The following is a 14,342-nucleotide window of genomic DNA, read 5'->3' as shown; positions in this document are numbered from 1 at the left end:
CCGGCACACTGATTAGAACGAGTATTTCGCCGATACCCCCCACGTCCTCGGCTCGCCCGCATAGACCGAGCTGGTCGGGAAAGAGGGCAGCAGCACGCTCGACGCGGAGTAGTACTTCACGTTGAACACGTTCTTCACGAAGACGCCAAGGTCCAATCTGGTCCCGGCGATACCGCGCAGATCGAGACGGGCATTGGCGAGTTCGTAGCCCGGCAGCTTCTCTCCGTTCTGGCCGCCGAAGTCGTCGGTCATGAACAGATCTGCGTTGAACGTCAGTTCCCCGTCCGCCGGACGGATAGGCATGATCCAGCTAAGGCTGGCCGTGCCGGAGAAGGTGGGGGAATACTTGTTGACCTGATCAGGACCCAGCACGATCGTCGACGGCAAGGTGCCCGGGATGGTAACGCGCTCGACCTGTACGTTGGTGTAAGCGGCATTGAAGCTGATCGTCATGCTCGGCACCGGGCTGATCGACGCTTCGAGTTCGACGCCCCAGATACGCAAATCCGCCGCGTTCACCGCCAGCGATCCGTTGCTCGGCGAATCGGGCGTGCCGTTCGGGACGGTCGTCTGGGAATTCAGGAACTGAAGGGCGTTCTTGTACTTGCTGTAATAGGCGGCGATATTCAGCAGGCCTCGCGCCGAACCGACGTGGTAGTTATATTTCGAGCCGACTTCGACGTCGGTGATCGTCTCTTCGCCGGTCTTCTGGAACGGCCGCAAGTCGGCGCAGACGCCGCCGGTCGATACGCAGGCCGGATCGACGCCGCCGGTGGTGAAGGGGGTTTCGAAAAGCGGCGTATTGACGTTGGCACCGCGATAGCCGCGCCGGGACACGATATAGAGCAGCCAGTCCGGATTCGGCTTGTAATCGAGGCCAATGGTCCAGCTCGGCTCCTGGCCCTTGTTGGATACGGTACCAACGCCGTCGATCGCGCCGGTCCCCGCGACGGCGAGGCAGGTCGCTTCGGTGGCGTAGGTGGTGCCGATCGCGCCGCCACAGGCGGAAACCTTGTCCCAGCTATAGCGTGCGCCCAGGTTGAGCTTGAGCTTGTCGGTGATCTCGTAGCCGATCTGGCCGTAGACCGCCCAGTTCTTGTTGCGCACATGGGCCGTAACCGCCGGCGCCGGAACCGAGCCGACCGAGAAGGCGGTGAACTGCGAACCGCTGGCACCCGCGGGCTTGTCGTTGTTGTAGAATACGCCTGCGATGAAGTTGAAACCGTTGAAATCGCCGAGCAACTGTGTTTCGTTCGTCATATACTGGCGGTCGAGCACCGACGAGGCCGTGAACAGCGTGAACGGCACCGACGCCGGGTTGGCGAGCCCCGTGGGGATCTCCAGGATCGGCAGGCCGCCGGTGTTGATGAGCTGGTAGCTGTAGTTCTTGCGATAGCCGAAGATGTTGCGCAGCGTCAGCGCCCCGAAGGTGAACGAGGTGTCGTTCGTGATCGAGGTGGTCTTGCGATAAGCCGCGCCGCCGTCGATCCCGCCGTCGAACGAACCGCGCCTGTTCGCCCGCTGCGTGGCAAGCGCTGCACCGACCTGCGGCTGGGCCGCGCCCAGGCCGAGCGCTGCGAACGGATAGTTCTCGCGCAGCAGATACAGCCCGCCTGCCAGTTCGTCGCCCTTGAAGTATTCGTAGATGGTCGTGCTCTTCAGTCCGTCGACGGGTTCGAGCAGCAACGACAGGCGGAAACCGTCCTGATGGATATTGTCGAAGCCGGGGCCGCCGTCGAAGGCGATCGTGCGCGGATCCTGGCGGCGGATCTGGCCCGCCGCACGAAACGCCACCTTGTCCTCGACGATGGGAATGTTCACCGCGCCCTGGATCTCGCGGTAATCGAAGCGGCCATACGTGCCTTCGACGTAGCCTTCGAATTCGTAGGACGGCTTTTCACTGCCGATCACGACCGCGCCGCCCAATGTATTGCGCCCGAACAGCGTGCCTTGCGGGCCCTTGAGCACCTGGATGCTGCCGATGTCGTAGGTCGGCACGTTCGAACCGACGGACGGAAGCGGAATGTCGTTCAGGTAGATGACCACGCCGGGCGTCACTTCGCCCAGCGGCAACTGTCCGATACCGCGCAGTGTAAGCGCCACGTTGTCCTTGCCGCCCTCTGACGAGAACGTGAAACCGGGCGCGATGGTCTTGACATCGCTGACGGTCTGGACCGTGCTGCGCTCGAGCGCATCGGCCGAAAACGCGGTGATCGAGACCGAAACGTCCTGCAACCGCTCGGCGCGCCTGCGGGCCGTCACGACGATGTCGGATGGACTCGCCGCTTCGGCTTGCCGTGCCGGCGCGGCGCTCTCCTGCGCGGCGGCCGGGATGGCGAACAGGGCGGCAGTCGAGAAAAGCGCGCCTTTCAGGATTTTCGTATGCATTTTTATCCCGTCCAAATACTGTTATCGTTGCCGGCCGCGATCTTTGGGTCGGGGCCAGTGGTGGCGCTAGTTGCGCGCCTTGCCGGGTTCTCTCCACCTATCTCGCGATAGGCCGCGTAAACCTTGATCCTGTTTCTTGCGTGATTGCCTTCCAGGGCGGACGCCCCGACGCGACCCTACGATCAGGACCAGTCCCGTATCGCCTGCGCGATGTCGACCACGCGTGGTTCGCCGATTTGGCCAGGCGTGCCCGACAGGCGCGGCGCGGGTGCCGGATGCGCAAACCCGCCGCGCTCGACGAACGTGCCGCGCGCCCGGTTGTGGGGGTGGTGCGGCGCTTCCGCCATCGACAGGATCGGTGTCACGCAGGCATCGGTCGGCTCGAACACCGCCGCCCATTCGTCGCGCGGGCGGGTGGCGAACACTGCCGCGAAGTCCGCCTCCATGGCGGGCCACGCGGTGCGGTCGTTCTGGTCGTAATCGTGGTCCGACAGGCCCAACCCGATCAGCATCTGCGCGAAGAACTTGGGCTCCAGGCAGCCGACGGCGACATGGCGCCCGTCCGCGCAGGCGTAGCTGCGATAGAACGGGGCGGCCCCGTCGAGCAAGTTGGACGCCGGCGCATCCTGCCACAGGCCCTTGGGCTGCCAGGCGTAGAAAAGGCTCATGAGAGAGGCCACGCCATCGCCGATGCACGCGTCGACCACCTGCCCCCGTCCGGTGCGCTGCGCTGCCAGCAAGGCACTGAGCATGCCCATGACGAGGAACATCGTGCCGCCGCCGTAATCGCCCACGAGGTTGAGCGGGACCGGCGGCGGCGCGCCCTTTTCGCCCATCGCATGGAGCGCGCCGGTGATCGCCAGGTAATTGATGTCGTGCCCGGCGCGCAGCGCCAGCGGCCCGGACTGGCCCCACCCGGTCATGCGCCCGAAGACGAGGCGGGGATTGCGTTCGAGGCAGGCATCGGGCCCCACCCCGAGGCGCTCCATCACCCCCGGCCGGTACCCCTCGATCAGCCCGTCGGCATGGGCGATCAGGTCGAGCAGCCGGGCCCGGTCGGCGTCCTGCTTGAGATCGAGATGCGTCACCGCCCGGCTGCGGTGGAGGATATCGCCGCCGACGTCCTCCCACGCACCTGCCCCCGCGCTGGCCGGGCGGGCGACCCGCACGACGTCGGCGCCGAGGTCCGCCAGCAGCATCGCGGCGAGCGGAACCGGACCGATCGCGTCGATCTCGACGATGCGGATGCCGGCGAGCGGCCCCCTCGCTTCCTCCATCAGATGTTGGTCCGGTCCGCGCCCTTGAGATCGAGCATCGCGCGCGCCTCGGCGGGCGTGGCGACTTCGAGGCCCATCCCTTCGATGATCTGGCGCGCGGTGCGGACCTGCTCGGCGTTCGTCTCGGCCAGCCGCCCCCGGCCGCCCCACAGCGAATCCTCCAGACCGACGCGGACGTTCCCGCCCATCGAGGCGGCCATCGCGACGATCCCCATCTGGCGCGCGCCCGCGCCCAGCACCGACCACTCGTACTGGTCGCCGAACAGGCGATCGGCGGTGCGCTTCATGTGCATGACATCGTCGGGATGGCCGCCGATGCCGCCCAGGATGCCGAAGCAGGTCTGGATGAACAGCGGCGCCTTAACCAGCCCGCGATCGAGGAAATACTTGAGATTGTAGAGGTGGCTGGTGTCGTAGCACTCGAATTCGAAACGCGTGCCCAGGGGCGACAGCGTGGTCAGCAGGTGCTCGATGTCGGCATAGGTGTTCTTGAACACAAGATCGCGCGACGCCTCGAGCGCGGCGGGTTCCCACGCGTGCTTGAAGTCCTTGTAGCGGTCGAGCATCGGGAACAGGCCGAAGCCCATGGTGCCCATGTTGAGGCTGGCGACTTCGGGCGCAAACGTCTTTGCCGGGCGGATGCGCTCCTCCACCGTCATCGACGGGTGGCCGCCGGTGGTCAGGTTGATGACCGCGTCGCTGCGCTGGCGGATGACCTTCAGGAAAGGCTCGAACAAGTCGGGGTTTTGATCGGGGCGGCCATCGACGGGATTGCGCGCGTGGAGGTGGATGATCGCCGCGCCCGCTTCGGCGGCGCCGATCGCCGATTCCGCAATCTCCTCGGCGGTGACGGGCAAGTGGGGCGACATCGACGGGGTATGAATGGCGCCGGTGACGGCGCAGCTGATGATGACTTTACGTTTGGCCATGACAATTCCTTTCGCGCCGGGTGGCCTTGGCAGGCCCCCCGTTCGCGGCAATCTATCCTTCGATAGGATGACGGGCGCGACCGCGGCCGATCGCGCCCGAGGCCGTTACGGCAGGATGCCGAACTGGCGGGCGCGAAGGACCGCCTGGGGACGGCGGCGCACCCCGAGCTTGTCGTAGATCTGCTGCATGTACCACTTGACCGTGCCCTCGGTCAGGCCCAGCCGGTCGCCGATCTCGCGGTTGCGCAGGCCGCCGCCCACCATGGTGAGGATATCGACCTCGCGGTTGGCAAGGCGTCCGGTGAGGCCGAAGTCGTCTTCCTCGTCTTCCTCGTCCTCTTCGTCGGTGCGCACTTTCGGCCCTGCCCGCATCAGCGAGACCAGGCTCACCGCGAAACGGTCCGCCGGGGTGTCGAGGTCCGGTCCGGTCGAATAGGCTTCGACCAGCAGCGATGCGATCACTTCGCCTTCATCGAGGAACATGCGTACCCATCCCGCCGGCTCCGCCATTTCCACGGCAGCGCGGACCGCCCGGCGCGCTTCCGAACGGTTGCCCTGCAGCACCGCGATCTCGGCAAGCAAGAATTCGAAGGTGACGGCCGACCGCGTCGCGCCGCTGCGCTTGACGAATTCGAGCCAGCGATAGGCGACCTTGCGCGCGCGTCCCAGCCGGTGGCGCTGCATTTCGATGCGCAGCCAGGCGATGGCGATGCTCTCGTTGCGGCGGGTGGGGCGCAGTGTCGGGATCGGCTCGCCATCGATCTGGGGGTCGCCGGCGAGGAAATGGCGCTCCGCCTCCTCGACTTGCCCCGCCTTGACCAGCAGCCGCACTTCCTCCGCCACCACGATGGCGCGCAGGCGCTCCAGCCCGCACTCGATCGCCACGAGGTGCGCATCGTTGAGGGTGGACAGCGCGCCGGGAAGGTCCCCGCGCGCGGCACGAAGACGCGCGTTCACCAGATAGCCCGAGGCCATCTGGTCCGCGAACGCCCATTCGCGCACCACCGGCAGATAAGTGTCCACCAGCGCTGCGGCGCCGTCGACGTCGTTGGCGTCGTAGAGCAGTTCGGCCAGCGGCAGCGCCGGCAGCGCCGCCAGCCCCGATCCTTCGCCGTGGATCTGGTGGGCCAGGTTCAGGGCTTCTTCGAGGAAACGCCGGGCGAACTGCGTCTTGCCCTGCGCCATCAGCGTCGGCGCAACGGACGCCTTGAGCGCGATCGAGGCGAAACCCGAACCCGGGCGCGCCAGGGCGACCCGCGTTTCGGCCTCCAGCTTGAGCATGTCGCTGAAATGATAGAGTTCGCGGCGCGCCGACATCAGTTGCGCCAGCAGCGTGCAGTTCAGATAGGCATGGCCTTCGTCGAGTTCGCGCAGCAGCACTTCGGCATCCGCCTCGACACTGACCATGTCGTCGCGGGCGGCGTGGAGCATGACCAGGCGGTGGCGGATGATGAGCTGGAGCCGATCGGCATCGTGGTCGGAAATGCTCCCCGCCGCGTGCTGATCGTCACGGGCCTTTTGGGCCGCGGCGATGAAACGGTCGGCCGAAGCGAACGCAAGCTGCCGGATGCGCCGCCAGGCCAGCGCGAGCAGCAGGCTGGGGCGCCGTTCGAGCAGCGGCCAGGGCAGCTCCGCGCCAAGTTCGTCGATACGGTACAGATATCCCGAATAGATCAGCGGATCAGCAAGGCGATCGAGCTGATCGGCGAGGAATTCAGCGTCGCCGCTGAGGCGGGCATGCTCGATGGCGATCTGCAGTTCGCCCTGTTTCGCAAAGTGCAGGCTCGCGCGGCGGTGCATCACCGCGGCCCGCGACGGCGCCCGGTCCATCAAGCGGCCAAGCACCATCTCGCGAAACAGCCGATGGTAGCAATAGCGGCCGCGCTCCTCGTCCACGGCGTTGAGGAACAGGCCCTGGCGGAACACCTGGTCGAGCATCGTCCGGGCGTTCTCGTCCCCGGTCACGGCGGCGCAGGCAGACGGCGTCAGTTCGTCCAGGATCGAGGTGTCGACGAGGAAGCGGCGCACGTCGTCCTGCTGCTGCGTCAGCACTTCCTCATGGAAATATTCGGCAAACTCCGGGCGCAGGCCGGTGATCTGCAAGGTGCTCGAACCCAGGCCTTGTCGCCGATACAGTTCGCAGGCGATGACGATGCCCGAGACCCAGCCTTGCGTGTCGCGCACGATCTCGCGCAGCGCCTGCGTGTCGACCGGAACGCCGACGGTGCGGGTGATCAGCTCGGTCGCCTCGCCCAGCGTGAACGACAGGTCCGCGTTGCCCACTTCGACGAGGAAGCCCAGCGCGCGGATCCTGGCGAGCGGCAGGCCGATCGCCCCGCGCGCGGCGACCACGATCGTCATGGCATCGCGCGCGCTGGCGGAAAGCTGGGCGATGAATTCGAGCGTCGGCGTGTCGAGCAGTTGGGCATCGTCGATCATGACCGCCAGCCTGGGGCCTTGCGCGGCCGCCAGGGTGCGCAGCCACGCCTCGTCCGGAGCCGAGACCGGAAGCCCTTCCCAGTCCAGACCGGCTGCCGTGCCCGCCGCTTTCAGCGCCTGGAGGAACGAAGCCTTGCCACCGATCCCGGCGCGCGCCGCCAGCCACAGCACCGGGCGACGCTGATCGCGCAGCCGTTCGGCCCAATAGAGCATCGCGGTGGTCTTGCCGCTGCCCGCCGGGGCGGAAACCGCCGTCAGCCGGGATTGCGATACCTTGTCCGTCAGATCTTCGATCGCGCGGCGGCTCACTACCGTACGCGCCGCCTGCGGCGGCAGAATCGTTGTTGGCACAACATTCATCTCGTCTCTCCCGAGAACTCGCGAATCTTTGCGATTCGTTTTTTATTCGGAATATATTTCACGCACCAAAATCTTAAATGCAAGCGCTTTCCCTATCCGCAGATAGGACATCAGGCACGGCGAACAGTGTCCATGCCGATAATCGAGGATGCCCCCCCAAATCGGGGCCCAAATCAGGAAAGGTCGACCATGAAGGCTCTCTATCTCGACAAGGCGGACGGTCCCGAGGCTGCCGTCGTCACCGATGTCGAGACGCCGGTGCCCGGTCCCGGCGAAGTGCGCGTCGCGATCCACGCCGCCTCGGTCAATCACCGCGAACTGTTCGTTACGCATGGCCAATACCCCGGCATGACCCTGCCCGCGACGCTGGGCTGCGACGGCGCGGGCGTGGTCGACATGATCGGCGAAGGCGTTTCGGGCGTGGCGGAAGGCGACGAAGTGGTGCTGTACCCGGCGCGCAACTGGGGGCCGGATCGCCATGCGCCGGCTGCAGACTTCGGCCTGCTAGGGATGCCGTTCGCCGGCACGATCGCGCAGTACATCTGCGTTCCTGCGGAGAACCTTGCGCCCAAGCCCGCCTTCATGAGCTTCGAGGAAGCCGGGGCGATGCCGCTGACGGCGCTCACCTCGTGGCGCGCGCTCATGTTCAAGGGCCGGCTCCAGGCCGGCGAGACGCTGCTGATAAGCGGGGTGGGCGGCGGCGTCGCCACGTTCGGCCTCGCCTTCGCGGTGGCCAAGGGCGCCAACGTCTACGTCACCGGCGAAAGCCAGGAGGTGATCGACCGCGCCATCGCGATGGGCGCCAAGGGCGGCCTGCTCTACACCAACCCCGACTGGCGCAAGCAGGTGGGCAAGCTGACCGGCGGCATCGACGTGGTCCTCGACGGCGCGCCCTCGCCCAGCTTCGCGAACTACGTGCGTGCGATCAAGCCGGGCGCGCGGATCGTGATCTATGGCTCCACCGCCGGTAACGAGATCAAGTTCAACGCCACCGACATCTTCCTCAAGAGCGCCAGCATCGTCGGCAGCCAGGTGGGCGATCCGCAGGACTTCAGGGACATGCTGGCTTTCGCGCAGGAACACGCGATCAAGCCGGTGATCGAGGCGACGTACCCGCTGGCACAGGCCAGGGAGGCACTGCTCCACCTGCGCGATGCGCACAAGTTCGGCAAGATCGTGGTGACGATGTGAGCGACCTGTTCAGTCTTGCCGGCCGCAAGGCGCTCGTCACCGGCGGCGCCCAGGGGCTGGGGCGGATGATCGCGGAGGGCCTGCTCAATGCCGGCGCCACGGTCGCGATCACCTCGCGCAAGGCTGAGATCTGCGAAGCCGCCGCGCAGGAGATGAGCGCGCTGGGCGCCTGCGTCGCGCTGCCGGCGGACTTGTCGACCCCGGAAGCGGCAGTCGATCTCGTCGCGCGGTACCGCGAAGCGCTGGGCGGGTGCCATATCCTGGTGAACAACGCCGGCAAGACCTGGGGCGGGGACATCGATACCTTCCCCGACAAGGCCTGGCCCGGCGTCATGGCGGTCAACGTCCAGACCCCTTTCACCATGATCCGCGAACTGCTTCCCGAACTGGGCGCTTCGGGCACGCCGCTCGATCCGGCGCGGATCGTCAACATCGGCTCGGTGGCCGGTATGAAGACCGAGCGGCTGAGCGCCTACAGCTACGCCGCCAGCAAAGCCGCCGTCCATATGATGAGCCGCGATCTGGCGGGCGACCTGGCGAGCCGCAACATCACCGTCAACGCGGTGATCCCGGGCTTCTTCCCGACCAAGATGACCGCGCACATGCGCGACGAAGACGTCGTCGACCCCGCGCTGCTGGCGCATATTCCGATGAAGCGCCTGGGCACGCCCGAGGACATCGCCGGGATCGTCGTGTTCCTGTGCTCGCGCGCGGGCGCTTACGTCACCGGAGCGCAGATTCCGGTCGACGGCGGGGTCGTCGGCTGCGGCTGAAATGGAGCGACCCTGACTCGGCGAGTCAGGGCTTAGCGCGCGCCGCGTAGAGCGCGATGGCGTGGATGGCGACCATGCACAGCGCCATCGTCGCACCACCCGCCGCCCACAGCAGGGCCGCGGGCCATCCCGAATTGAGCGCCAGCGCGATCGGCGCCGTCACCGCCCCAAGCGTCCCACCGTACGTGAACGTCGGCAGGAGCAGGAGCCAGGCCTGGCGTCCGCCGGTGAGATGCCTGTCGAACGCTCTCAATGCGGCGGCCAGGACAAAAGCGCCCGTGGCGTCGCAGAACGAGAACCACAGCGGCGAGCCGAACATATGGAACGGCTGCCGCCCGTAGAACGCGCTCAGGTCGCACCACTCGCATATCGACACGGCCAGCCAGTCGACCACGACGGTACCCGCGAACAGCCGCCACACGCGGGCGTAGCTGGTCCCTGCGGCAAACACGCGCGCGAGCAGGTAGGCGGTTCCGCCGAAGAACCACGCGTAGCCTAGCGGTACGTAATACGGGATAGTCCGGTCGTAGCCGCGGAAGAACGCCAGATCGTTCACCGGCGGATACCAGTAGAGCAAGGTGTTGTCGAAGATGGGCTCGATCAGCACCGCCGACAACGCCGTGCCGGCAAAGACCAGCGGCAGTCGATAGCCCTGCCGCGCCCGTTCGCCGGACAGTAGCCACCACAACAAAATGCCGGCGAGTATGATGGTCGTGCCGACGAGAAACGCCAGCCCCGGCCCGGCCGGAGCCGGGTGGGAAGGCGCGGCCACGATGGTGCTGGGGATCACGGCAATCCGAACGTCGCCACGCCGCTGTCGGCGACGACGACGCCGCGTTCGGGCACCGAGGCGCGGAACCGGGCGGAGCCATCGCCTTCGTCCCAGATTTCGACGCGGATCGTGTCGCCGGGGATCACCGGCGCGGTGAAGCGCTGGCGCATCGAGCGCATCTGGTCGGGATTGCCGTCGGCGCACTTGTGAAGCAGCGCCCTGCCGATCACGCCCATCGTGGAAAGGCCGTGGAGGATCGGTTCGTCGAACCCGACGCTGCGCGCCAGCGCGAGATCGGCGTGCAGCGGGTTGCGATCGCCCGACAGGCGATAGACCAGCGCCTGGTTGCGCGACGTCGGCAGGTCGATCACGCAGTCGGCGGACCTCTCGGGCACGGCGGGCAGCGGGTCGCCGCCAAGATCTCGCGTGCCACCGAACCCGCCCGCACCGCGCAGCACCCAAACGCCGGTGGTCTGCGCCACGGGAACGCCCGAGAGCGTCGTCAGGTCGCGGCGGCTGCGGATCATCACCGGCTTGCCGGGCCCCTTGTCCGCGATGTCGAGGATACGCGTGGTGCCGATCAGTTCTCCGGTCGCTTCGATCGCGCGATGGATGACCAGCGATTCCTCGCCGTGGAGGATGTTTTTCCAGTCGAGCCCCGCCTTGGGGTCCATCGCCCAGAAGCCGGGCGTGCCCAGCACCAAGGCCATCGTCGGCAGCGCCTTGAGGTCGCGTTCGAACACGAAGTCGAGTTCGTCGACCGTATGGGATTGCCCCGCCCCCACGCCCAGTGCGTAGAGGATGGTATCGCGCATGTCGTAGCTCTCGCGATATTCCGGCAACCGGTAGGCCAGCAGCTTTTCGATATCGAGCACCGCCATCAGTTCAGCTTCCGTTCGTCGAGGCCGAGTCCGCGGCCGATGATTTCTCGCATGACCTCGCTCGTTCCGGCGAAGATGCGGCTGATGCGCGCGTCGGTGTACATGCGGCTGATGCGGTATTCTTCCATATAGCCCGCGCCGCCGTGCAACTGGACGCATTCGTCCATCACCCTGCCCTCCAGTTCGCTGGCGAGCAGCTTGGCCGAAGAGGCATCCTCAGCCGTCAGTTCGCCCGCGTTGAGCAGCAGCACGCTCTGGTCGACGTAGGTCTGCAGCGCGTCGAGTTCGGCGCGCATCGTCGCCATCTTGAAGCGAGTGTTCTGGAACGCTCCGATCGGCTTGCCGAAGGCACGGCGTTCCTTCACGTAGTCCAGCGTCAGGTCGAACGCAGTCTGCGCCGTCGCCAGGAAGCCGATCGCGGCGACCAGCCGTTCCTGCGACAGGAACCGCGCGAGATAGCGGAAGCCCTGCGTCGGTTCGCCGAGCACGTTGTCCTTGGGCACTTTCACATCGCTGAAGAACAGCTCGGCGGTATCCTGCGCCTTGAGGCCCATCTTGTCGAGCTTGCGCCCCCGTTCGAACCCTTCCATGCCGCGCTCGACCACGAACAGGCCCAGGCCATGGCGGCTTTCCGGATCGGTGCGCGCCGCCACGATCACGAGATCACCGAGGATGCCATTGGAGATGTAGGTCTTCGCGCCGTTGAGCAGCCAGTGATCGCCCTTGTCGACCGCCGCCGTGCGCATGCCGGCAAGGTCGCTTCCGGTCGATGGCTCGGTCATCGCGACGGCGAGGATCTTCTCGCCGCTGACGATGCCGGGCATCCAGCGATCCTGCTGCGTCTCGGTCCCCAGCTTGGCGATGTAGGGGGCGACGAGATCGTTGTGCAGGTTGATGTAGAAGCCCACGTCGCCGTGGCGCATGTTCTCTTCTATGATGATCTGCTCGAAGCGGAAATCGTCGATCCCCGCGCCGCCGTATTTCTCGTCCGCCCAGGTGCACAGCAGGCCTTGCGCACCGGCCTTGAGGTACAGTTCGCGATCGACGATGCCCTGCGCGCGGAAGCGTTCGGCGTGAGCGCCCACTTCCGCCTTCATGAACTTGACGACGCTGTCGCGGAACTGCTCGTGCTCCGCCTCGAACGTGAGCCTTCTCATGCGGGCACCGCTTCCCTGGTCTCGCTGGCCTGCGCTGGCGTATAGAACGCCTCGCCCTTAGCGGCCTTTTCGCGCAGCCAGGCCGAGGGCAGGAAGCGCGGGCCATAGAGTTGCGCCAGACGATCGGCTTCCTGCACGAACCGAGCGACGCCGATGGTGTCGATGTAGCTGACGGTGCCGCCGGTCCACGACGGGAAGCCCCAGCCGTACAGCGCGCCCAGATCCGCGTCCTGCGGTGTTTCCAGCACGTTTTCCTCGAGGCACCGGGCGGTTTCCATGGCCTGCGCGTAAAGGTAGCGGGTCTTGAGTTCCTCGAGGTCCCAGCCGTCCTCGACCGGGAAGTGCTCTGCCAACCCGCTCCACAAGCGCTTCTTGCCGCCTTCGGGATAGTCGTAGAACGCGCCGCCGGTCTTGCGGCCCGAACGGCCGATCTCGTCGCGCATGCGGCGCATCACCGCCACCCCGGCGGGCGGCGTATAGGCATCGCCCTCCTCGGCGATCGCCTGGTCGACGATCTTGAGCGGCAGGTCGAGCGTCAGTTCGTCGAGCAACGCCAGCGGACCGACCGGCATGCCGACGGCCTTGGCGGCATTCTCGATCACCGCGGGCGGAACGCCCTGCGCCAGCATAGCGGCGCCTTCGTGGATCAGCATCTGGAAGACGCGGCTGGTGTAGAAGCCGCGGCTGTCGTTGACGACGATCGGGGTCTTGCGCAACTGGGCGATGTAATCGAGCCCCTTGGCCAGCGTCTCCTTGCTGGTCTGCTTGCCCATGATGACTTCGACCAGAGCCATGCGGTCGACCGGCGAGAAGAAGTGCAGGCCGATGAACTGGTCGGGCCGCTTCGACGCCTGCGCCAGTTGCGAGATCGGCAGCGTCGAGGTGTTCGATGCGTAGACCGCATGTTCGGGCAGGACAGCTTCGGCCTTGCGCGTGGTCTCGGCCTTGATCGCGGTATCCTCGAACACCGCCTCGACGACCAGGTCGCAGCCATCGAGCAGCGCGAAATCGTCCGCCGGGGTGATGCGCGCCAGGACGGCATCGGCCTTGTCCTGCGTCAGCTTGCCCTTCTCGACCAGCTTGCCCAGGACTTTCGCGGAATAGTCCTTGCCCTTCTGCGCGGTCGCGGTGTCGCGGTCGATCAGCACCACCTCGATCCCGGCGTTGGCCGAGACATAGGCGATGCCCGCGCCCATCATCCCGGCGCCCAGCACGCCGACCTTCTTCACCGTGAACTTCGGGAAGCCTTCGGGACGGCGCGCGCCCTTTTCGGCGGCGAGCTTGGAGATGAACGTGGTGCGGATGATGTTGCGCGAAACCGGGTTGGTCAGCAACTTGGCGAAATACTTGCCCTCGACCGCGAGCGCCTTGTCGAAGGGCATCTGCAGGCCGTGGAACACCGCATTGAGAATCGCCAGCGGCGCGGGTTGGTTGTAGCCCGACTTGGCGATGCCGCCGGCCGCCATCATGTAGGCGGCGGAATCCTCGGGCACGGTCATGCCCTTTTTCTGCGGCGGGACCCAGCCCTTGACGTCCCACGGCTTGACCGGATCGGGTCCGGTCGCGAGCCAGGCCTTCGCCGCCTCGACCAGCGCGCCGGCGGGTACGACCTGGTCGACGATCTTGAGCTTAAGCGCCTCGGCCGGGGCCACCGAGCGGCCGGAGAGCAGCAGGTCGAGCGCGGTCTTCATGCCGGCGATGATGCCCAGCCGCACGGTGCCGCCCGACCCCGGCAGCAGGCCGACGTTGACTTCGGGCAGGCCGACCACGGCCTTGGGATCGTCGACCAGGATGCGGCGATGGCACGCGAGCGCGAGTTCGAACCCGCCGCCCAGCGCCAGCCCGTTGATCGCCGCGACCCAGGGCTTGCCCGAGCGCTCGATCGCGCGGTGCATGTCGGTGGCGCGCTTGGCGAAGGCATAGGCCTCGTCGACGCTCAGCGTCTCGAAGCCGTTGACCAGCTGCTTGAGGTCGGCGCCGGCCATGAAGGTCGTCTTGGCCGACATGACCACCACGCCCTTGATCGCATCATCCTCGGCGACTTGCTGCGTCACCGCTTCCATGTCGGCGATGAACGCGTCGTTTACGACGTTCATCGCGCCTTCGGCGTCGAGGGTCAGGATCGCAAAGCCGTCGGCGGCCTTGTCCAGTCGCATAGTTTCCATGGGTGTTCCC

The 14,342-nt window shown here is 66.5% G+C and carries 10 protein-coding genes; 2 read left to right on the top strand and 8 right to left on the bottom strand.

Translation table 11 applies throughout. The features are described 5' to 3' along the window. Positions 1-12 precede the first annotated feature (12 nt). The 4 genes from PKE80_RS17320 to PKE80_RS17305 form a co-directional block, all read right to left on the bottom strand. Positions 13-2,388: a TonB-dependent receptor gene (locus PKE80_RS17320; RefSeq protein ID WP_069709841.1), complete on the bottom strand. Its 2,376-nt coding sequence runs from the start codon at positions 2,386-2,388 to the stop codon at positions 13-15. A 182-nt stretch (positions 2,389-2,570) separates the two neighbouring features. After that, complete coding sequence (locus PKE80_RS17315) at positions 2,571-3,665, bottom strand: CaiB/BaiF CoA transferase family protein (RefSeq protein ID WP_271183567.1); 1,095 nt, start codon at positions 3,663-3,665, stop codon at positions 2,571-2,573. Then, positions 3,665-4,594: a 3,5-dioxohexanoate:acetyl-CoA acetone transferase gene (gene kce / locus PKE80_RS17310; protein WP_271183566.1), complete on the bottom strand. Its 930-nt coding sequence runs from the start codon at positions 4,592-4,594 to the stop codon at positions 3,665-3,667. The genes PKE80_RS17315 and kce overlap by 1 nt, the downstream gene beginning before the upstream one ends. 105 nt (positions 4,595-4,699) lie before the next feature. Next, on the bottom strand, positions 4,700-7,393 hold the full coding sequence (locus PKE80_RS17305) for a winged helix-turn-helix domain-containing protein (RefSeq protein ID WP_271183565.1): 2,694 nt from the start codon (positions 7,391-7,393) through the stop codon (positions 4,700-4,702). A 189-nt stretch (positions 7,394-7,582) separates the two neighbouring features. On the opposite strand from PKE80_RS17305, the gene PKE80_RS17300 reads away from it, so the two are divergent. After that, on the top strand, positions 7,583-8,584 hold the full coding sequence (locus PKE80_RS17300) for a quinone oxidoreductase family protein (protein ID WP_069709838.1): 1,002 nt from the start codon (positions 7,583-7,585) through the stop codon (positions 8,582-8,584). Continuing rightward, positions 8,581-9,357 (top strand): SDR family oxidoreductase, encoded by a 777-nt coding sequence (locus tag PKE80_RS17295; RefSeq protein WP_069709837.1) that lies wholly within the window; start codon positions 8,581-8,583, stop codon positions 9,355-9,357. The genes PKE80_RS17300 and PKE80_RS17295 overlap by 4 nt, the downstream gene beginning before the upstream one ends. A 25-nt stretch (positions 9,358-9,382) precedes the next feature. Here PKE80_RS17295 and PKE80_RS17290 read toward each other — a convergent pair whose 3' ends face one another. From PKE80_RS17290 to PKE80_RS17275, 4 genes are read right to left on the bottom strand one after another with little or no spacing between them, the layout of a single operon-like run. Beyond that, a complete protein-coding gene (locus PKE80_RS17290; protein ID WP_069709836.1) occupies positions 9,383-10,147 on the bottom strand; it encodes a hypothetical protein in 765 nt (254 codons plus the stop codon). After that, complete coding sequence (locus tag PKE80_RS17285; RefSeq protein ID WP_069709835.1) at positions 10,144-11,010, bottom strand: MaoC/PaaZ C-terminal domain-containing protein; 867 nt, start codon at positions 11,008-11,010, stop codon at positions 10,144-10,146. Before PKE80_RS17285 ends, PKE80_RS17290 begins: the two co-directional genes overlap by 4 nt. Continuing rightward, on the bottom strand, positions 11,010-12,167 hold the full coding sequence (locus tag PKE80_RS17280; RefSeq protein ID WP_271183564.1) for an acyl-CoA dehydrogenase family protein: 1,158 nt from the start codon (positions 12,165-12,167) through the stop codon (positions 11,010-11,012). Before PKE80_RS17280 ends, PKE80_RS17285 begins: the two co-directional genes overlap by 1 nt. Beyond that, positions 12,164-14,332, bottom strand: a complete 2,169-nt coding sequence (locus PKE80_RS17275) for a 3-hydroxyacyl-CoA dehydrogenase NAD-binding domain-containing protein (protein ID WP_271183563.1) — start codon at positions 14,330-14,332, stop codon at positions 12,164-12,166. Before PKE80_RS17275 ends, PKE80_RS17280 begins: the two co-directional genes overlap by 4 nt. Positions 14,333-14,342: the final 10 nt, after the last annotated feature.

Origin of the sequence: Novosphingobium resinovorum (genome assembly GCF_027922145.1) — a bacterium.
GTDB lineage: Bacteria > Pseudomonadota > Alphaproteobacteria > Sphingomonadales > Sphingomonadaceae > Novosphingobium > Novosphingobium resinovorum.
Note: the sequence above shows the minus strand (reverse complement) of the source record. Positions and strands in the feature narration are given on the sequence as shown.